21 protein-coding genes and 3 pseudogenes are annotated in these 17,351 nt (G+C 37.0%); 9 read left to right on the plus strand and 15 right to left on the minus strand.

All coding sequences use genetic code 11. The annotated features are described in order from the left end of the window. The 3 genes and pseudogenes from CZ502_RS10830 to CZ502_RS00755 all read left to right on the plus strand — a co-directional run. A pseudogene (locus CZ502_RS10830) lies at nt 1-237 on the plus strand (hypothetical protein); the annotation flags it as partial. A gap of 155 nt (nt 238-392) precedes the next feature. Continuing rightward, nucleotides 393-836, plus strand: a complete 444-nt coding sequence (locus tag CZ502_RS00750) for a DUF3290 family protein (protein ID WP_076459226.1) — start codon at nt 393-395, stop codon at nt 834-836. Nucleotides 837-853: 17 nt separating this feature from the next. Continuing rightward, nucleotides 854-1,489, plus strand: coding sequence for a DUF421 domain-containing protein (locus tag CZ502_RS00755; protein ID WP_076459227.1), 636 nt, complete (start codon nt 854-856; stop codon nt 1,487-1,489). 653 nt (nt 1,490-2,142) lie between these two features. Here CZ502_RS00755 and CZ502_RS00760 read toward each other — a convergent pair. Genes CZ502_RS00760 through CZ502_RS00770 form a run of 3 tightly spaced genes read right to left on the minus strand, consistent with a single transcriptional unit; the run spans nt 2,143 to nt 3,438 of the window. Beyond that, nucleotides 2,143-2,430 carry a helix-turn-helix domain-containing protein gene (locus tag CZ502_RS00760; protein WP_076459228.1) on the minus strand — a complete coding sequence of 96 codons (288 nt, stop codon included), beginning with the start codon at nt 2,428-2,430 and terminating at the stop codon, nt 2,143-2,145. Continuing rightward, nucleotides 2,423-2,773, minus strand: coding sequence for a type II toxin-antitoxin system RelE/ParE family toxin (locus CZ502_RS00765; protein ID WP_076459229.1), 351 nt, complete (start codon nt 2,771-2,773; stop codon nt 2,423-2,425). The genes CZ502_RS00760 and CZ502_RS00765 overlap by 8 nt, the downstream gene beginning before the upstream one ends. Before the next feature lie 35 nt (nt 2,774-2,808). Further along, the gene (locus CZ502_RS00770) at nt 2,809-3,438 is read right to left on the minus strand and encodes a recombinase family protein (RefSeq protein ID WP_076459230.1); all 630 of its coding nucleotides are present in this window, start codon (nt 3,436-3,438) and stop codon (nt 2,809-2,811) included. A gap of 1,071 nt (nt 3,439-4,509) precedes the next feature. Between CZ502_RS00770 and thiD the strand changes: the two genes are divergently transcribed. Together thiD and CZ502_RS00780 are read left to right on the plus strand one after the other, a co-directional pair. Next, nucleotides 4,510-5,340 carry a bifunctional hydroxymethylpyrimidine kinase/phosphomethylpyrimidine kinase gene (gene thiD, locus CZ502_RS00775; RefSeq protein WP_076459231.1) on the plus strand — a complete coding sequence of 277 codons (831 nt, stop codon included), beginning with the start codon at nt 4,510-4,512 and terminating at the stop codon, nt 5,338-5,340. Nucleotides 5,341-5,454: 114 nt separating this feature from the next. Continuing rightward, the gene (locus CZ502_RS00780) at nt 5,455-5,883 is read left to right on the plus strand and encodes an FMN-binding protein (RefSeq protein ID WP_083673290.1); all 429 of its coding nucleotides are present in this window, start codon (nt 5,455-5,457) and stop codon (nt 5,881-5,883) included. A gap of 350 nt (nt 5,884-6,233) precedes the next feature. Here the strand turns inward: CZ502_RS00780 and CZ502_RS00785 are convergent. Further along, a pseudogene (locus CZ502_RS00785) lies at nt 6,234-6,461 on the minus strand (transposase); the annotation flags it as partial. 120 nt (nt 6,462-6,581) lie between these two features. Here CZ502_RS00785 and CZ502_RS10735 point away from each other — a divergent pair. Then, nucleotides 6,582-6,722, plus strand: coding sequence for a hypothetical protein (locus CZ502_RS10735; protein WP_200804206.1), 141 nt, complete (start codon nt 6,582-6,584; stop codon nt 6,720-6,722). Nucleotides 6,723-6,846: 124 nt separating this feature from the next. Here the strand turns inward: CZ502_RS10735 and CZ502_RS00790 are convergent. The 3 genes and pseudogenes from CZ502_RS00790 to CZ502_RS00800 all read right to left on the minus strand — a co-directional run. Then, nucleotides 6,847-7,182: pseudogene (locus CZ502_RS00790) on the minus strand (IS30 family transposase); the annotation flags it as partial. A 138-nt stretch (nt 7,183-7,320) separates the two neighbouring features. Further along, entirely contained in the window at nt 7,321-8,253 is a 933-nt protein-coding gene (locus tag CZ502_RS00795; protein WP_076459232.1) for a rolling circle replication-associated protein, read from the minus strand. Nucleotides 8,254-8,746: 493 nt separating this feature from the next. Next, the gene (locus tag CZ502_RS00800; protein WP_076459233.1) at nt 8,747-9,073 is read right to left on the minus strand and encodes a ribbon-helix-helix protein, CopG family; all 327 of its coding nucleotides are present in this window, start codon (nt 9,071-9,073) and stop codon (nt 8,747-8,749) included. A 986-nt stretch (nt 9,074-10,059) separates the two neighbouring features. On the opposite strand from CZ502_RS00800, the gene CZ502_RS00805 reads away from it, so the two are divergent. Further along, on the plus strand, nt 10,060-10,842 hold the full coding sequence (locus tag CZ502_RS00805; protein WP_076459234.1) for a ParA family protein: 783 nt from the start codon (nt 10,060-10,062) through the stop codon (nt 10,840-10,842). Beyond that, entirely contained in the window at nt 10,842-11,078 is a 237-nt protein-coding gene (locus tag CZ502_RS00810; RefSeq protein ID WP_076459235.1) for a hypothetical protein, read from the plus strand. Before CZ502_RS00805 ends, CZ502_RS00810 begins: the two co-directional genes overlap by 1 nt. A gap of 73 nt (nt 11,079-11,151) precedes the next feature. Here CZ502_RS00810 and CZ502_RS00815 read toward each other — a convergent pair whose 3' ends face one another. Further along, on the minus strand, nt 11,152-11,724 hold the full coding sequence (locus CZ502_RS00815; RefSeq protein WP_234982429.1) for a recombinase family protein: 573 nt from the start codon (nt 11,722-11,724) through the stop codon (nt 11,152-11,154). A 163-nt stretch (nt 11,725-11,887) separates the two neighbouring features. Here CZ502_RS00815 and CZ502_RS00820 point away from each other — a divergent pair, with 163 nt between their 5' ends. After that, on the plus strand, nt 11,888-12,187 hold the full coding sequence (locus tag CZ502_RS00820) for an arsenate reductase/protein-tyrosine-phosphatase family protein (protein WP_076459241.1): 300 nt from the start codon (nt 11,888-11,890) through the stop codon (nt 12,185-12,187). Here CZ502_RS00820 and CZ502_RS10960 read toward each other — a convergent pair. The 7 genes from CZ502_RS10960 to CZ502_RS00850 form a co-directional block, all read right to left on the minus strand. Continuing rightward, entirely contained in the window at nt 12,171-12,287 is a 117-nt protein-coding gene (locus tag CZ502_RS10960) for a putative holin-like toxin (RefSeq protein ID WP_368087317.1), read from the minus strand. The genes CZ502_RS00820 and CZ502_RS10960 overlap by 17 nt on opposite strands. A gap of 402 nt (nt 12,288-12,689) precedes the next feature. Further along, a complete protein-coding gene (locus CZ502_RS00830) occupies nt 12,690-13,259 on the minus strand; it encodes a recombinase family protein (protein WP_076459238.1) in 570 nt (189 codons plus the stop codon). Between the two features lie 277 nt (nt 13,260-13,536). Beyond that, a complete protein-coding gene (locus CZ502_RS00835; RefSeq protein WP_002817475.1) occupies nt 13,537-13,833 on the minus strand; it encodes a hypothetical protein in 297 nt (98 codons plus the stop codon). An 18-nt stretch (nt 13,834-13,851) separates the two neighbouring features. Then, complete coding sequence (locus CZ502_RS10525) at nt 13,852-14,061, minus strand: DUF2933 domain-containing protein (protein ID WP_003672144.1); 210 nt, start codon at nt 14,059-14,061, stop codon at nt 13,852-13,854. Nucleotides 14,062-14,068: 7 nt separating this feature from the next. Beyond that, nucleotides 14,069-16,222 (minus strand): heavy metal translocating P-type ATPase, encoded by a 2,154-nt coding sequence (locus CZ502_RS00840; protein ID WP_076459239.1) that lies wholly within the window; start codon nt 16,220-16,222, stop codon nt 14,069-14,071. Between the two features lie 250 nt (nt 16,223-16,472). Beyond that, a complete protein-coding gene (locus tag CZ502_RS00845; RefSeq protein WP_002816262.1) occupies nt 16,473-16,904 on the minus strand; it encodes a CopY/TcrY family copper transport repressor in 432 nt (143 codons plus the stop codon). Nucleotides 16,905-17,164: 260 nt separating this feature from the next. Then, the coding region (locus CZ502_RS00850) for an ArsR/SmtB family transcription factor (protein ID WP_143457256.1) at nt 17,165-17,351 on the minus strand (187 nt) is incomplete at its 5' end.

Here is a 17,351-nt window from a genome sequence, read left to right on the forward strand (position 1 = left end):
AAGCCAAATTTTATTTGTAGGTGTCCAGTAATACCACCACAAGCTAAAAGTATTCACTGGCCATTACCTGATCCGGCACAAGCAAAAGGCACACATGAACAAAAAATGATTGTGTTTCGACAAACGCCCGATGAAACTAAAAAAACGTATTGCCCAATTAGTTTAGGGGCTATTTTTGTTATTATGGATACCTTATTGGGTCTATTTGTGATAAGTAGACCCACTAATAGAAATTAATCGAATACATGTTACAATATAGATGCAACAGAAAAGATTATGCTGTTTTAACAAAATCAACATAAAAAGCCGTACCTTTGCTCGGGTAACGGCCCCTTTTTTATACCAAGTTTTATATTTATGGTCTATAAGTGATAAATCATAGGAAAGTTACAATGACATTTTATACAGAAAATTACATTACCAACCATCAGCAAGTTAATTCAGTGGTTAATTACATATTAATCCTCATTTCCCTGCTCCTACTCCTTGCCACCTCGCTTTATTACTTCCGGCACCGTTTAAAAACCAAATACCGGGATCTGGGAATCATATTCCTCCTATTACTGTTGATCTTTTCCGGTTTACAGATTACCAACCTGGAGAAAAATTACACCCAGCATACACAGGCAACCCAGATGCAGCCGTTCATTCGGGCCGTGGCCCGTGACCATCATCTGAAAAGCAGCCAGGTGGTTGTTAACTCACCTACCCTGACTGATGGAATCATCGTCCGTTTCAACAAGCAGGATTACCGGGTTAATTTCAGTCCGAGCGGTGATAATTACACTCTTACGCGAACCCACGTCGTTGACCACCACGTCAATATTCAAAATTAAGGAGGAAAATCGAGTAAATGGATTACGGATTAATCACCATTAAATTTGTCCTGGGAATGCTCTGCCTCATTCTACAGATCAACCTGCTCGGTAAGGGGAACTTAGCGCCGACATCTGCAATTGACCAGGTCCAAAACTATGTTCTCGGGGGAATTCTCGGTGGAATCATCTACAATAAAGACATTACTGTCTTTCAATTTGTGATGGTCCTATTGATTTGGACCCTACTGGTCTTCATCATTAAGTTTACTAAGGAACATAACTACCTGGTTAAGAAGGTCGTTGATGGGCAGCCGCGCCTCGTCATTCGCAACGGTCAAATCTTGGTTGATAATTGTATTCGCGCCGGTCTGTCCGCCAATGACCTAATGTTCAAATTGCGTGGTCATAATATTTACAAGATCAGTAAGGTTAAAAGCGGTGTCCTCGAGCAAAATGGTCAGCTAGTAGTAATCGAAAACGACGAAGATAATATCCGATTTCCTCTAATCAACGATGGACGAATTAATCAAGATGTCCTTGAATTGATTCACCATGGCGAAAGCTGGATCGACGACCAGGTTCACCAAGCCGGTTATGCCAGTATCAGTGACATCTTTCTCGGGGAATATATCCATGGTCAGCTCATCTTGACTCCTTATCCGCAACAATAAAAAGCCAGTCATGAATTGTGATTGCATGTGTTTTAGTTTTACAACTTTATCATAATTAACATAAGTTAATTTAATGGTTAACCTTGAGAATTGTATGTAAACTTATTTCCAGTAATTTCCTAAAAAGATACGATTTAATGAATACCTATATATAATTAGGGCTAAGTAAAAAACGCCTGTCGAACGCGACAGACACTGGTTTATTCTGCTGAAATGCTAAAGCAGGTGCTTTAACAGCTCAATAATGAACTTAATCAGTTTTTTCAGTTGCTTCTTACTTAAAAAAGGCAACAATACAAATACGATGATGCAATGCATCGGGAAGAACCTCCTTCCCGCGCTATTGAACGTGTGATTAAGACGTCCTGACGCGCATCAATATTGTATCATAGAAAATAATCGGTTATAATATAGTTACAAATACGATGATGCTGGCGTGCAAATTGGATCAGCTGATTACTTATCCGAGCCGGCGGGACATCTGAAAAGATGCCCTTTTTTTATGCCCAATTTCCTGGTTCAGGGTCCATAAGTAATAAATGGACCCTCAAGAATGTTGATGTATTAAGCCCCTATATTCTACGCTCGGAATATAGGGACTATTTATATATTAAATAGAAAAACTCCCCCAATATGGAAGAGTTTAATCGCTATTAAGCTGTCACAGGTTCAAATTTCACTGTCAATTTTTGGTTAGTAGCATCTGCAATTTCATTTAGTACATTAATTGAGACATTCATTTTACCACTTTCGATTCTAGCAATTGTCGATTGTGGTTTACCAACCATTTTTGCAAACTCACGCTGAGACATACCCAATTTGTCACGAAGGTTACGAACTTCGACTGCAACTTGTAATTGCTGATTTTCTTCTTTATATGCTTTAGCAAATTCAGTACTCTGTTGACTTCGCCTAGCAATATACTCGTCAATTTTACTCATGATAGTGTCTCCTTTCATATATATCACGCCTTCGTAATCCTTTCTTAATTTCGCGTTTTGGCGTTTTCTGAGTCTTTTTAGTGAAACCATGCGTAATAACATATCTGTTATTTTCCCAATGAAAATAAATCGCACGTTGAATATTTGAAGCAAGCTTTGATCGAATTTCATAAAGATTTGGTTCCAACTTTTTTGTCCATTTCTGACGTTCAGCTATTGCTAAACCTTGCTCCTCAATATTATTAATTACCGCTAAAAGTTTGGCAGCATCTTTGTCAGGCAAACTGTCTAAGTAGTCTTCAAACTCGTCCCAGTCATAAAAATCAAATTCTATTACTTTCATATCATTATGATAGCAAATTCGCTATCAAATTGCAATTATATCTCCTTTAATTTATTTTTTTGATCATTTATTTGATTAATAATTCGATATAGCTGCTGACGTGAAAGTCCAACTTCACAAGCTAATTGAGCCTTACTTTTGTAATTTCCAGACATAATTGCATCGTAAACCTTCTCATATACCAATCTTCCCTCTCTATTTTTACTCTGAGCCGCATATTTCTTTGGCCTACCTTTATAAACACCTTTTCGTTTAGCCTCAGCAATACCTTGTCGCTGTCTTTCTAGTATTTTTGTCCTTTCATTTTGTGCTACAAAGCCCATGAGATTAACCATCATGTCAAGCATGAACTGATCAACTAATTCATTGCCAGTATTAGTCTGAGGTAGATCATCAACAATCAGTTTAACCTTCTTATCCTTTAATCGTTGAACTAAGTGCTGAATATCATTGTAATCACGACTTAGACGATCAAGACTAACGACTTCAACAATATCACCTTCACGTATATATTCGAACATTCGTTCTAGACCTGGTCGATTAAGATCTTTCCCGCTTTGTTTGTCCGTAAAGATCTTATCTGCTTTAACTTCATTAACTCGCGCCAATTGTCTATCCAGATTTTGACCTTTACTTGAGACACGTGCGTAGAAAACCAACGCCATAATTATCACCCTTTTTGTTACACTTAATTGTGACACATTAATTATTGTTATAAGTATAACTCTGTCTGTAACTTTAGGGTACTCAAAAGTTACACTTTGATATAAATAAAAAAGCCCACATTTCTGGTGCTAATGTAATAATGTCTAAAAAGTATATCTAGGAATAGCTCTTGACACTTACTGGGACAAGGGATGCCAGTATTTTTTAACTTTTAGAATTAAACAGAAAGTGGTACTGAAATTAAGTGATAAATACTAAATTACTCTAAGTTACTAATAGCCAATTAAGACTTAACCTAGTTCTTTTAAGCGCCTAGAATAATACATTACTTATTTTTAGTAAGTGAACATGAACAGTATCTTATTTTGTTCAAGACTAATTGATTAAATGAGTATGCAGAAATAAGCCTACTATCAATGGATAAAATCCAGATTTTAACATTCAGAATTAAATTGAGAGTAGCTAATCCAATGGCTACTCTTTTTTGTTTGAGCAGCAAGGCGGGGTAGTTGTATCTGAGAGCCAAAAATATATGAGTGGGCTATGAGTGAGTAGGTTATCACACACACCAAGGCTATTTTTAACGTGTTTTTTGAGCAAAAACAGCCCTATTACACCAAAAAACAGACGTGTTTAGTAACTTTTAGAGCCTAACCAAAAACAGCTGAAAAAGCCTATAAATCAGTAGTTTGCTTAGTATTTTAGCCTTGATCACGTCAAAACAGCCAAAACAGCCGTATTGATCCATTATTAGGGTTATCATACTAAACACGCTGTGAGAGATAAATAATGAGCGTATGAGAGCTTTCAACCGTTTTAGGTAAATCATACCAGACAAGGGTTTAAAGTGGCTTAGAGAGCAAATTAGAGGCATTTAAAAGCAATCTTCAAAGTTAATAAAGTCTGAAGAAGTTGGCGACTGGACTTTATTGGCTTTGAAGATTCCAATTAAAACCGCCCTTGACAGATTTCTGAATGTAGTGAAAAGATTAGTAAAGTTACCAATCATTTATGCATTTATTCATGTGTTAAAACCTTTATAGACATACTTAGGAAGGATATGAGGAGAAATGATAAATCAGCAAATCCAAGTAGTAACTATTGCAGGCCATGATTGTGATGGAAGTGCTGGTATGCCAGCAGATCTTCATGCCTTTTTTGCTGACCATGTATACGGAATGGGACTATTGACTGCCACCGTGTCTGGCAATTCGTATGGGATCGACGCAGCACAAGTAATGCCGCCCGACTTCATTGAACAGCAGTTCAGAACTCTCAATGCCGACTTCAAAATAAAGGCTGCGAAGACTGGAATGCTTGCTAATGACGATGTTATTAATGTGGTAGCTGATCAATATTTACAGGTTAACTTTGGACCATTAGTAGTTGACCCAGTAATTATTACTAAGCACGGAAATATGTTACTAAAACAATCTGCTTATGAACTTTTTCGGAAGCGTATCATTCCATTAGCTACGGTGATCACACCAAACTTTTTTGAAGCTGAAAGAATGGCGGAAATGAGGATTCACAATAAGGAAGATATGCTGTCTGCAGCAAAAGAATTACAACGACTTGGTGCCAAGAACGTAGTCATTAAGGGGCAGCATAACAATCCTAAGCAAAAAGGTGTTTACGATCTTGTCCTATTGTCTGACGGCAGTCATTTCTTAATGGATGAACCATTTATCAATACTTTGCACGTTAACGGAACTGGAGATACTTTTTCAGCTATTATTGCAGCCGAATTAGCAAAGGGTAATTCTGTTAAAGATGCGGTATATACCGCTAATATTGCTGTTCATTCTGCAATTACTAATGGAATTGAGGTAGGTCATAAATTCGGCCCAATCAACCACTGGGCAGCTCAAAGTGTCTTAATTGGAAAGAAACAACATTAAGTAAATGTATTAGTTTAATTAATCACGGTCTGCTATACCCTAGTGGCTAAAAGCAAATAAAAATCCCGGAGAACGTTTTTTAAAAAAGTATTTTGATCAATTTGGTGGTGTAAAATGATTATTGGTGATAATGATCAAATTGCGATCACTGAAACGTTGATGAAGGAGAGTATTACGATGGATCAAAAATTTTTAGATGTCATGAAGCATGAAGGCCCTGCCACAATTGTAACCATTAATGCGCAACCAGCCCACGTTGTTAATACCTGGATGTCATACGTCCAGGTAACAGACAAGCAATTGCTGATTCCGGCGGCCGGCATGCACAGCATAGAGCAGGATTTTTCAACTGACAACCACGTGATTATAACGGTTGGGAGTAAAGAGGTTGAAGGTACCCAGGGACCCGGTGCCGGCTTTTACGTTTATGGGACCGGCCAATTCTTAACATCCGGTGATGACTTCGATACAATGAAGAAGAAATTTCCTTGGATTACCAGAGTTTTGAAAGTCGATATCGATAAGATTGAACAAAAAATTTAAATCAAAGTCGCCAAAGCAGCTTATGTTGTTTTGGCTTTTTCTTTTTGGAAAAGCTTCTTTGACTGATATAAATGAAATTGAGACTGCTAGATATAAGACAAAAGGCTGAAATTGTATCATTTTAACTGTGAAAGACTGCACAATCCACCAAAAACAGGGCATTTATTTGACCTTTATTGACCTTAAGGCAAAGGAAAACGCCAAAACCCTAGAGTAGCAAGGGGTTTGGCGTGTTTTTGGTGTAAGATTCTTTGGTCAAAAGTGTCTTACGTCTTGTTTTTTGGACTGATCTGATCCAAGCAGCATGATCTTAATCAGATGGCAGATTGCAAGAAATAACTTGAACGAATTTAATGACGTAAATTAAGCAAGAAGATCTTGATTGGTGTGTGCCAGTTAAGACATTTAAGTGGCCGGGAATTCAGATACGAATTGATTTGAACCAGCTGGCGATCGCTCAGCTCTTCAATGGCTTGTCCCTTGGGAATAAATCGTCGCAAAACTCGGTTACGGTTCTCATTACTACCGCATTCATGTGGTGAATAAGCGTGGGCAAAATAAACTTGAGTACCAGTTTGCCGTTTGGTAATTGACAATCATCAAGTTTGCTAAAAATATCTAAAGATTTGAGCAGACAATGAGACAACCCCGATTAAACAGCGTATTATATTGATAATTTCAAATATGGGGGGATGAAAATGGAAAAAGAATACTGCAAGGCTGGTATGACCTGCCAAAAAGGCTGTCGTTGTGCCGGTACAGATGGCATCTGTCACTGCGATATGATGGATGAGAAACGCTGCTATTGCAACAGTCACTGCCAAAGCCAGCGTGATTAAACTTAAGAAGCAAAAAAGAAACTTCCCGACCAAAAATCGAGAAGTTTTTTAGTTAGTTATATGCGAATTGCTAGTTCGTAATATTTAACGTCATTTGTAAAATTAAGTTACCCGGAACGTCAATTTAAATTAGAAATTGATCATCTGTAATATGCTTCATGAATACTTCTAAAGGCGTTTGGTAACTAAGTGACTTGCGTGGAATGTTATTACGGCGTGTCATAATTTGCCGGATTAATTCATCAGGTAATGAACGAAAATACATGCCCTTCTTTAGCCCATCACGTCGAATAATACCATTATTGTTTTCGTTTAACCCCCGCTGATTGGGAGCACCAACTTCTGCAAAGTAGGTACTAATATCATACTTATTAGCGATCTCACGCCATTCGGCAAACTCTTTACCATTATCAAATGTGATGGACTTAAAGAGGTGCCATGGTATTTTGGCAAGCCATTTTTATTTTGATCAATACTATATTAAAAAATACAACTTAAAATAAGAAAAAGGTTAGCAATGATAGCTAACCTTTTTCTTTCGCCCCCCCCAGATTTGAGAGCATTGAAATAATATATTCTTTAATTCTTACTTTGTATATTATTTCTTTTTCTTATAATTGAAGTGCTGTACTTCATTCACTTTTTTATCATCGTCAAAAATTTCATAACCATATGAACTTTCTAATTTTCCAAATGACGAAAAATCAATCTTATCGATTGGCAAATTTTTGTAAATACGAGGCATCTTAACATTTGACGAGCATGCGTAAAATCTGAAATACCGTGGATAGAATAATAACCTAGCACCCTTAGCAATTTGCTTGTTACTGCTAGTCGTTATAATCTCAATCTTGTTTTCCTGCATAATTTTAGCAACATTATGATCCACAAATTGCGTATTCAAGTTAACAGCATAAGACGTTACATATGCTGCAATGTTCTCAGGATTTTCATCAACTTTATGATCATCATTATCAAAGTAATGAATTGATTTAATGTCAACGAAACCTTGGGGCCAAAGCTTATATAGAATTTTTTTATCCATATTCACTAAGCCTTTAAGCAAAAAATGAATGTGAAAACAAGGCTTTTCATCTACTAATTTTCCCTGAGGTTCAAAAATTACAATGTATTTCAAATTTGAATCAGGATACTTACGATATAATTTCTTTACAAAGTTAGCCCAATCTTTCTTCAAGCGCTTAATATCAGTTTGAGGCTTAGAATATGTTAATGAGATAAAAAGTTCATTTTTATCGCCAAAAAAATTAGATTCAATAATGTAGCGAAGTTGGAGCATTGCTCGTTTAACACTACTTAAATTGGCCAATCGAGTACCATGCTTATGGATATGATACTTTTTAACTTCTCCCGTACGTCGATTCAAATAATTCCCATTTGGAAGTTTGGCAATAACACCACGAGAGTTATAGTAACTGGTTGTAGTAACAGTAGTATTATTACCAGCTCTAATTACAGTAGCATTTTTTACTTTTTCTAAAGAAACATTATTTGTTTTGTTAATCTTCATAATAAGAATCTCCTATATTTTTTTGAAAATTCTTATTATTAATCTTAATAGTTATCTTTATCTAATTAATTAAGGTGTATTATAATGCCTTGGTCAATAATAGTCAAACACAATTTTTACTTTTAAAAAACTACTAGTAAAGGTATGTTATGGCAGGGAGTTGTTATATTGAATTAAAATAATGCCTCCTTTAAAAATTCCAAATCTACAAATAAATTCAGTTGCAATTTAAAAGGTTATGTTTAGTACGAAATGCAAAAGACTAATCGACCTTACAGACCATCCTACAGTAACAATCAAGTCCAATTTTCAAAATGTATATACAAAAAAACGCTGGTATATAGGCAACTAGGCGTATATACAAAAAAGTAACAATAATACATTAATCTTTTTTGAAATACATGTAATTACACACTACAGCTTCAAATATAGCCGCCTTTTTGTATATACATGAAAATAGCTATATATCAACGTTCTTTTGTATATACAAAAGTTATTTCTTGGCTTCTTTTAACCTGATTGACTGAAAACCCAAAATTAAATCTTCTAACTTAACTAAGAATTCCTCAGGTAGATCATCCACTCTTATCACTTTTTCCAACGCGTGTGTTAGATTACTGAATGCGCCATCCAAATCATTTTTATTAGCAGGCTTAATATTAATTTGAGCTAATTTTTGCTTAAACACAATTTCATCACCATTTTGAATACACTCTCTGATAAATTCTGATTTTGTTTTACCCGACTTAGCAACTAACTCATCTAAACGTTTTTTAAATTCATGATCGCACCTAAATAGTACTACCTCACTTTTATTCATAATTAATGCCTCCAGTATTTGTATATACAAACTCAATAGTACACCATTATTGAAAAAAGAGCCCACTGTCCCTTAACTCCCCACATAACCACTGCGTAGCATCATCATTACACTTCGCCTATCTGTGGCAAAAATGCAATGATGCAACATCGTAACACTAGTTATTATTGTTAATCAATCCACTAATCATTATTAATGAACTCATCAACAATAACAACTCAGACATATTAAGCTCATCCAGCCCTTGCCCCTACTATCTATTAGTGTTTGATTTGTTCGATTACTGTACTACTCTTAATTCCAGTAAAACATCGCGAAAACACGAAAAAATCGCATTGATAAATAGGGTTGTCCGTCGCATTTTCTGGACGTCCAGCCACGTCTCTTGAACCTTGCAATCAGTCCATGGTTTAGCATACCAATTTGTTAACCACAGAATTGTGCATCTCAATTCCACGTGCGATTCGAGAGTGTGACCAGCAGGGTGCAGCCCTTAGCACAAATTAATATCAGTACGCTTCTGATAACAGAAAAAGCAACTAACTAATTGCAGCTAGTTGCTTTTATGGAATTCAACTTAAATTAAAATTGACAAACTTCAATATCTTGAAATTTATGCCTATCTCTCCTACAATAAATAGATAGTAAGAAATAGACAATCCCGATGACTAGTTGCTTTAGTTAATCGGTAGCCTCATTTAGAACTGCAATTCTAGGTGAGGCTTTTTCTTTTGTTTCATTTATTTAGATTTAACATAAGCATGAGAAACTCATTACTTACTTCTTTAAATTACTCTTTATCAAGTCCAAAGTAAATAGCTAAATGAAACAAAATAAAATCACAAAAGATTAGTGATTTGTGATTTATTTTAAGTGATAAAAGATTTATGATTTGTGATTTATAATTTGTGTTGATAAAAAATACTCCTAAGAATAGTATATAGATAAGAGGTTATGTTATATATTTCGATCAAAGGAGGCAATCCATGTCTACATTATTATTTTATAATTTTAAAGGCGGTGTAGGTAAAACAACAATCTCAGTATTGGCAGCAGATCACTTTTCTCGCGCTGGTAAGAAGGTACTTTTAGTAGATCTCGATGCACAGGCTTCAGCTACATTATTTTTTGAAAATAGTTATGGAGCAATTACTCCTACACGTTCCTTGTTTAATTCACTACAAAAAGAATCGCTACGCCCTAGTATATGTCATTTAGACGATAATCTAGATTTAATTCCAGGTGACTGGGATATGTCTCTGTGGAACCAAACTCTTGAAAAATTACCTCAACGTGATCGTAATCTAGTATTAAAGCATTTTCTTGAGCCATTACAAAACGATTATGACTACATCATTTTAGATGTACCTCCTACCCTCAGCACTTTAGTTAATAACGCTGTACTCGCCAGTGATTACATTATTCTTGTTTTACAAACGCAAAGCTCGAGTTACGAAGGCGTTTTAAGAACAGCAAAATACTTATCACAACTTCGAAATGATTATAATGCTAAGTTTAAATTATTAGGAATCGTTCTTTATCTAGTTTCTAAACGCGCTAACTCTGATACTTCAATAGCAAAAGAGGCTAGAAAAACTTTTGGTGATGCTATTTTTGCCAACTCAATTTACCATCGAGAAAGAGTTAAGCGTTGGTCAAATGAAGGCTTGACACATAAAACTAACGATGTTCATGATCAACGAACACATGAAATGTATACACTATTTCTTAAAGAAGTTTTATATAGAATTGGGGAAGATGATAAATAATGGCTAACGATTTTTTAAATGATGTTGCAGCAGATGCTGCTGAAGCGATGAAATCAACTGATTCTAGTCCTTACAGATTAAAAAAAGAGGGATCGAAAACAGCTCAAATCAGAACTAGCACTTACAAGACCGTTAAGCTTATAGCATTTGAGGAAGATCGTAAGATGATTGATGTTTTTGACGATTTAATAAGAATTGGCTTAAACGATGATAAATATAAGAAATATATCAAATAGATCTACAACTATCTATATACAAAAGAAAAAGGTACTACTAAAATGCAAATTTAGTAGTACCTTTTTCTTTTGATTATTGTTTTTGAATTCGTTTTTTCAGTCGGTAAAGCGTTGACCTAGATAGACCTGTTTTTCGCTGAGCCGTTTTATAGTCGCTCTTCATCAACAAATCGTAAATCTCATAATCATGTTTAGTTATTACTGGTTTGTTTCTACGCACATCAATCTGATGTTTCAAATGAAACATCTTCTTTCTGTTAAAAGAATGTTGCATCATCGTTAGTTTTTCAGCGCGACAAATCATCGCGATTGTAAATTGCTCACGAATACTACCCACATCTAATTCAACCAGACTACTATATATAGTAATCCGTAAATCATCTAGGTAGTAAAGTAAGCAAGATAATTCACGGATATTAGAAGTTAAATTAGATACATCCATTACGTCAATCATATCGCCAGGTTTTACAATCATGAGTAATTCCTGTAACTTAAATCTCGCCCGACACACACCAGTAAACGTGTCAATAAAATAAGCATCATAATGCACATTGCTTTGTTTCAACCAATCAAGCTGACACGCGATTGACCCTTTGTCCTTAATATCATCATTAGTAGTCCCTGCTACATATGCATATATTGCCATGTGTTTCATTTCCTTTCTATTTTTAATAGAATTCTAAATAAAAAAATGAAACATTATGATGAAACAAAATAACTACATCAGTTCGCATAACATAAATTGGTATAATAAGAAAAAATAATAATTACTAGAAAAGGTAGATATGATGCAAATAGATACTAGATTAATGGAGCAGGTTAAAGCTGTTCTTCAGCAATTCGGTACTAAGTATATGACCGAAGATGGCGTTGACATTAGTCACCAAAAATCAAAGCTGATTGACTTAAATTATTTCAATTCTGCTGATCTAATTGTGACTCTATGCGGTGATGCCAGAGACCGGTGCCCAGTAATACCACCACAAGCTCAAAGTATTCACTGGCCGTTACCTGATCCCGCACAAGCTAAAGGTACTCCTGAACAGAAAATGGTAGTGTTTCGCCAAGTACGTGATGAGATTAAACAATTAGTTAAAGGATTAATTTAGGGTCTATTTTTAATTTGTGGTGCTTGTCGATATAGCCGAGTAGCGCGATTAAAAACGTGCCAAACAGCAACATCAACGAGAGTATCTGGAAGACGCTCATTGACTGTGAAACCTTCCTGAAGATTATTCCATGTTCCCATGGGCCTCACCTCGCAAGGGAAAAGACAGCCACCGCCCTTAAAACTTCTTGCTTAATCTATTATACAGGCAGATTAGTATCTTATCCACGTCTAAGGGCTCCTATGCTGTAATTACTGCTAAGGATTGTTGCAATTAAATTATGTCTACTCTATCAAGTACAGGTTAAATGTTCTTAATTCAAACTTCTTTGGAACTAGAATAAGTCCTGACTTTAGGTGGCGTGTAGTTAGCTATAAAATTGAAAATAGTATCCAAAGAATCAGAAAAAAGTAGCTTTTCTCGATCTTGAGCAGTCAAAAATTGCTTATTGGTCATCTCATCAAACATATTTTTCAAGGAATTATAATAGCCATTAACGTTATTATGAATATCTTATCTGCCTTCTAATTCGCTTCACTGTACTTTCACTAACCCCCGTAGCCAAGGCCGTTTCCTTTATGGAATGTTTGAGTGAGTATTCGTAGATAGCCTGATATCGGTCAGTAATGCGTCGCTTAGGTCGACCTTCACGGTAGTGAGGGTTATGTTGCTTAGCATATGCTTTGCCTTCCTGGGTGCGAGAAACAATCATGTCGCGCTCATATTCGGCAAAGCTACTAATAACATTACGCATTAATCGTCCACCAGGGGAGTTATCTAATCTTCCCATATTTAACACATTAACTGTTATATTCTCGTTGGAACACTTATCCAAGAAACTAATAACATCACTAGTCTTTCGGCCCAGGCGGTCAAGTTTAGCAACAATTAATTCATCACCACCTAAAAGTTTAGATTGTAAGGCTTCAAATTGAGGACGTTTTGAGGTGGTTCCAGTGAACTTTTCTTGAAAGATATTATCAGGTTCCACCCCATTTTTAATAAGTTGCTCAACCTGGTCTTTTAAATCTTGTCCTTGAGTTGATACCCTGGCATATCCATATACAGTCATATTTTTTGACCCCACTTTCTGACCCATCTTCAACTACTATTAAACCACGATACTAAGAGCAGTTCAATAACTGTTAAGATTATGACCTGAAAACGTGGAGAGTGTAACATCTGTTAATGTTAGTGCGGTAACTAAAGTAGGCATATTTCTCTGCGTTAATTTCAACTTTGTCTCCTCCATTTTTTTGAAATACACTTTATTAAAACAGTCATATGTGTCGTAAATATGGAGAAGCCAGCATATATAAAAAAGAGTGCCATGTGACACTCTTTTTGAGCTATTTAATATCAACAACACCGACAAATTCAACATCATCAATTGCAGTTAAGTAAAAACTATCAGTTGGTCCAAGTATTGCAAGTTGACCATTTTTGATTGTACATTCTTGATCTGGTGTGGTCAGTTTCACCGTCCCTTTTAAGGGAATGAGAACTATATTTCCAGGTACAGGGTGAAATTCTCCGTTGTTTGTCACTGTATTTTTCTTTAGTATACGATGACCAACCCGTCTTTGACCATTTTCGTAAAGGTGTTCATGGACCTCATCACCGCGACTACCAGTTAATATTTTCATATAATATATACTCCCAAGTTAATTGACTTTTTTACGTGGCTTTTCAGTATTATTGGAATTTTGTTGAGTGTTGTTTCCACAGCAGCCCATACTACCAGAGCCACCGTGCATACCCTTGTGCATAAATAGCATCATGAGTGGGTGTGCTAGAAGAAAAAGGGCTATCAGAATCCATTGTGACATAGTTTCACTTCCTTTTGCTTTGTTTCTATAATAAGTTTTTGTCATCACTTAATTACACGTTTTTAATCTTTTCACCAGTCAATCCCATCGCATTAATTGCCACGATAATTGTCGACATCGCCATGACCGCAGCACCAACGGCTGGGTCTAGAATGATTCCAATAAATGACAACACACCGGCAGCGAGTGGAATTGCGACAATATTGTAGCCTGCTCCCCACCAGAGATTTTGAACCATTTTCCGATTTGTGATTTTAGCCAAATCAAGAAAATGTAAAATATCGCTGGGTTCTGATTTAACCAACACAACATCAGCGGAATCAATGGCAACATCGGTTCCGGCACCAATTGCAATTCCAATATCGGCCGCGGAAAGACTTGGTGCGTCATTTACGCCGTCACCAACCATGATGACGTGATTGCCCTTTGCTTGATAATCAGCAACAATCTTTTGCTTATCATTTGGTAATAGGCCTGCATGGAATTCAGTCAATCCTAGTAAGTTAGCAACGTGTTCCGCGGCTTTTGGATTATCGCCAGTGAGCATTACGGGGGTAATTCCTCGCCTCTGAAGACCACTAATTAATTCCTTAGCACTCGCTTTGATGGTGTCGCCTTCAGCAACCATTCCTTGAACTTGGGTGCCCTGCAATAGGAAGCTGACGGAATTACCCTTAGCAGCCCATTTATCAGCAGTGGCCTTGTCAAACCTGATCCCTTGCTTCGTTAAATAGTTACCATTAACAATCATATAGTCGGTGCCATCAACATTACCGGAAATACCAACGCCCGGAATATTTTGAGACTTTTCAGCCGCAACGACTTCAATGTCCTTCGCTTGGGCTTCAGTAATGATTGCTTGGGCCAGCGGATGAGTCGAATTATTTTCAAGGGCGGCCAGTCGGCTTAATAACGTTGTTTCGTCAATCCCATCATTTGGAATCAATGCATTCACCGTAAATTTACCTTCTGTTAGCGTGCCAGTTTTATCCAAGAGAACGTGGCTAACATGTTGACTTGCTTCAATGGCTTGGCGATTTCGAACTAATAGCCCATTTTGAGCGCCAATCGTAGTAGAACGAGAAACCACTAATGGAATCGCTAATCCTAATGCATGCGGGCAAGCAATCACGAAGACGGTCACCATGATCGTCATTGCAATCGCCAATCCCTGGGGTAACCAGGCAAAGAAAGCAATAATCCCAACACCAAGTGCCGCGTAAAATAGATACTTTGCAACTAAATCAGCTTTATCTTCTGCTTTAGATTTAGCTTGCTGGGCATTTTGAACCATTTTCATTACTTGAGAAAGATAGCCGGAGTCACCAGTACCACTAATTTTAACCGTTAGCGTCCCGTTATTGTTGGTTGCACCACCAATGACCTTATCGCCAACGTTCTTGGTAACGGCAGCAGATTCACCGGTTACCAGTGCTTCATTTACGGTCGACTCCCCAGCCGTAATAACACCATCGGCTGGAATACTCTCACCTGAACGCACTTGGAAAACTTGACCAACTTTTAAATCAGATACTGGCACTTCTTTTGTTTCACCATTATCTGTAACTAGATGGGCCGTCTTAGGCAACAGGGCCGCCATCTTTTGTAAGGCATTTCCAGCCCCCATCAATGCATTCATTTCAATCCAGTGTCCTAGAAGCATAATTAAAATCAGGGTTGCAAGTTCGAACGAAAAATCCATTACAGGATTTGTCGGGTTCAAGAAGTTGTTGGCAATAAATGCGTACAAACTGTAGAAATACGAAACGGAAATTCCAAGGGTTACTAGCGTCATCATTTCAGGAGATTTATTCTGAATTTCCGCTTTAGCCCCCTTTAAAAATGGCATTCCGCCATAAAAGTAAAGTGCTGTATCAAACAAAACGATGATAATGCCAACAATTAGCGGTGAACTGAAACTAAGGATGGAAACGTTTAAACCCATGATTGGTGCTAACAGTAAAACTGGAATCGCTAAGACAACGGAGACCCAAAATTTAACTTTCAAATTCCCCATATGCATCATTGAGCCACCGTGCATCATCATGTCGGTCCCAGCCATATCCATATCACCGTGATTCATGTTCATTTGGCTGTGATCCGTTTCGGTCATATCGTGATCCATATGACTCATATTTGATTCATTATTTTCCATATTCTTAGCACTCATGTTTTTCATGTTCATATGGTCCTCTTTATTTGCCATGATTATCGACCCCCTAAAAATAAGTGTGCGTAGCAAAGCGGTTAGAAGCCGGAATATAAGTTCCTTGTGTGGAAATTCCCGGGCTCGGGATTTTCCCACCAGATTCTTATATTTAGGCTTCTGCTTTGCGGAGCACCATGCCACTATATGAATGAGAATTACGACAAAAATTCATAAGTTTCCGCCATCAGGAATCCCAGATTCTGGATTTTTGTGCAGCAATCCTAAAAGTAAACAGAACACCACAGTCTTAACACGTTTGATCACCTGGCAAGCAGTTACACTGAACTTCCTCGGGCGCTGTTTTGGCCTTTTCAGCTAGAATCGCCTGTAAGTTCGCAATATCCGCCCGTGAGAGTTCCCTTGACTGAATAACGCCGGCAATTGTTGAACCAGCCCGCATCGCACACATATGGTCAAACAAATCATCTGCCGCTGCCGCCATTGATTCCTTCTCGCCAACAACCGGCTTATACGTGAATGGTCGACTGCCGCCATGCTGCGCAACCGCCTGTTTTTGAATCAACCTGTGAAGTAGCGTTTTGGTTGTTGAAGCTGACCAGCCTTCTAATTCGTTCATAGCATCGATTAGTTCACGACTAGTCGCATGTCCCATTGTCCAAATTGCTCTCATAACCATCCATTCAGAATCGGTGATGGTTACATTCTTTGCATCCTTCAATTGGCTTCCTCCATTAATTGAATTATAAGTTTACATTTGTAGTCTCTTAATGCTTATTAGTTTACAACTGTAGTCACAATAATGCAACCTTTCTGTCAGAAAATACCATGACACTAAAAAAACGCCTAGATAATATTCCAGGCGTGGTTTGATACGATATATTAAATTACGTTAGTTGCTAGTTTGTAACATTCCCATGACTTCTAAATTATGGGTCAGCATAATTACTTTCTCTTCTTAAGGGAAGCACTTAAGTCAATTCACCTGTCAAGTTGAGCAAGTATTTTTTTCAGATCATCATCTTTTATAAAGTAGTACACCATTTTCCCCTTTTTTTGACGGTCTAAAATGTCAGCATCATACAGCATTCTTAAGTGATGAGAAGCGGTTGCAATACTACAGCCTAAAATATATGCAATATCACAAACACATAACGATTCCTGAGCG

The sequence above is a fragment of the Limosilactobacillus caccae genome, from assembly GCF_900156885.1.
Lineage (GTDB): Bacteria > Bacillota > Bacilli > Lactobacillales > Lactobacillaceae > Limosilactobacillus > Limosilactobacillus caccae.

Bases quoted from the DNA above. Each gene is read 5' to 3' on its own strand.
- CZ502_RS00840 (WP_076459239.1), bottom strand. From the start codon at position 16,222: ATGGCAAATAAAGAGGACCATATGAACATGAAAAACATGAGTGCTAAG.
- CZ502_RS00770 (WP_076459230.1), bottom strand. From the start codon at position 3,438: ATGGCGTTGGTTTTCTACGCACGTGTCTCAAGTAAAGGTCAAAATCTG.
- CZ502_RS00750 (WP_076459226.1), top strand. From the start codon at position 393: ATGACATTTTATACAGAAAATTACATTACCAACCATCAGCAAGTTAAT.
- CZ502_RS00795 (WP_076459232.1), bottom strand. From the start codon at position 8,253: ATGAAGATTAACAAAACAAATAATGTTTCTTTAGAAAAAGTAAAAAAT.
- CZ502_RS00780 (WP_083673290.1), top strand. From the start codon at position 5,455: ATGATTATTGGTGATAATGATCAAATTGCGATCACTGAAACGTTGATG.
- CZ502_RS00765 (WP_076459229.1), bottom strand. From the start codon at position 2,773: ATGAAAGTAATAGAATTTGATTTTTATGACTGGGACGAGTTTGAAGAC.
- CZ502_RS00815 (WP_234982429.1), bottom strand. From the start codon at position 11,724: ATGGCAATATATGCATATGTAGCAGGGACTACTAATGATGATATTAAG.
- CZ502_RS00820 (WP_076459241.1), top strand. From the start codon at position 11,888: ATGGAGCAGGTTAAAGCTGTTCTTCAGCAATTCGGTACTAAGTATATG.
- CZ502_RS10960 (WP_368087317.1), bottom strand. From the start codon at position 12,287: ATGAGCGTCTTCCAGATACTCTCGTTGATGTTGCTGTTTGGCACGTTT.
- CZ502_RS10735 (WP_200804206.1), top strand. From the start codon at position 6,582: ATGGAAAAAGAATACTGCAAGGCTGGTATGACCTGCCAAAAAGGCTGT.
- CZ502_RS00810 (WP_076459235.1), top strand. From the start codon at position 10,842: ATGGCTAACGATTTTTTAAATGATGTTGCAGCAGATGCTGCTGAAGCG.
- thiD (WP_076459231.1), top strand. From the start codon at position 4,510: ATGATAAATCAGCAAATCCAAGTAGTAACTATTGCAGGCCATGATTGT.
- CZ502_RS10525 (WP_003672144.1), bottom strand. From the start codon at position 14,061: ATGACAAAAACTTATTATAGAAACAAAGCAAAAGGAAGTGAAACTATG.
- CZ502_RS00760 (WP_076459228.1), bottom strand. From the start codon at position 2,430: ATGAGTAAAATTGACGAGTATATTGCTAGGCGAAGTCAACAGAGTACT.
- CZ502_RS00755 (WP_076459227.1), top strand. From the start codon at position 854: ATGGATTACGGATTAATCACCATTAAATTTGTCCTGGGAATGCTCTGC.
- CZ502_RS00830 (WP_076459238.1), bottom strand. From the start codon at position 13,259: ATGACTGTATATGGATATGCCAGGGTATCAACTCAAGGACAAGATTTA.
- CZ502_RS00835 (WP_002817475.1), bottom strand. From the start codon at position 13,833: ATGAAAATATTAACTGGTAGTCGCGGTGATGAGGTCCATGAACACCTT.
- CZ502_RS00800 (WP_076459233.1), bottom strand. From the start codon at position 9,073: ATGAATAAAAGTGAGGTAGTACTATTTAGGTGCGATCATGAATTTAAA.
- CZ502_RS00805 (WP_076459234.1), top strand. From the start codon at position 10,060: ATGTCTACATTATTATTTTATAATTTTAAAGGCGGTGTAGGTAAAACA.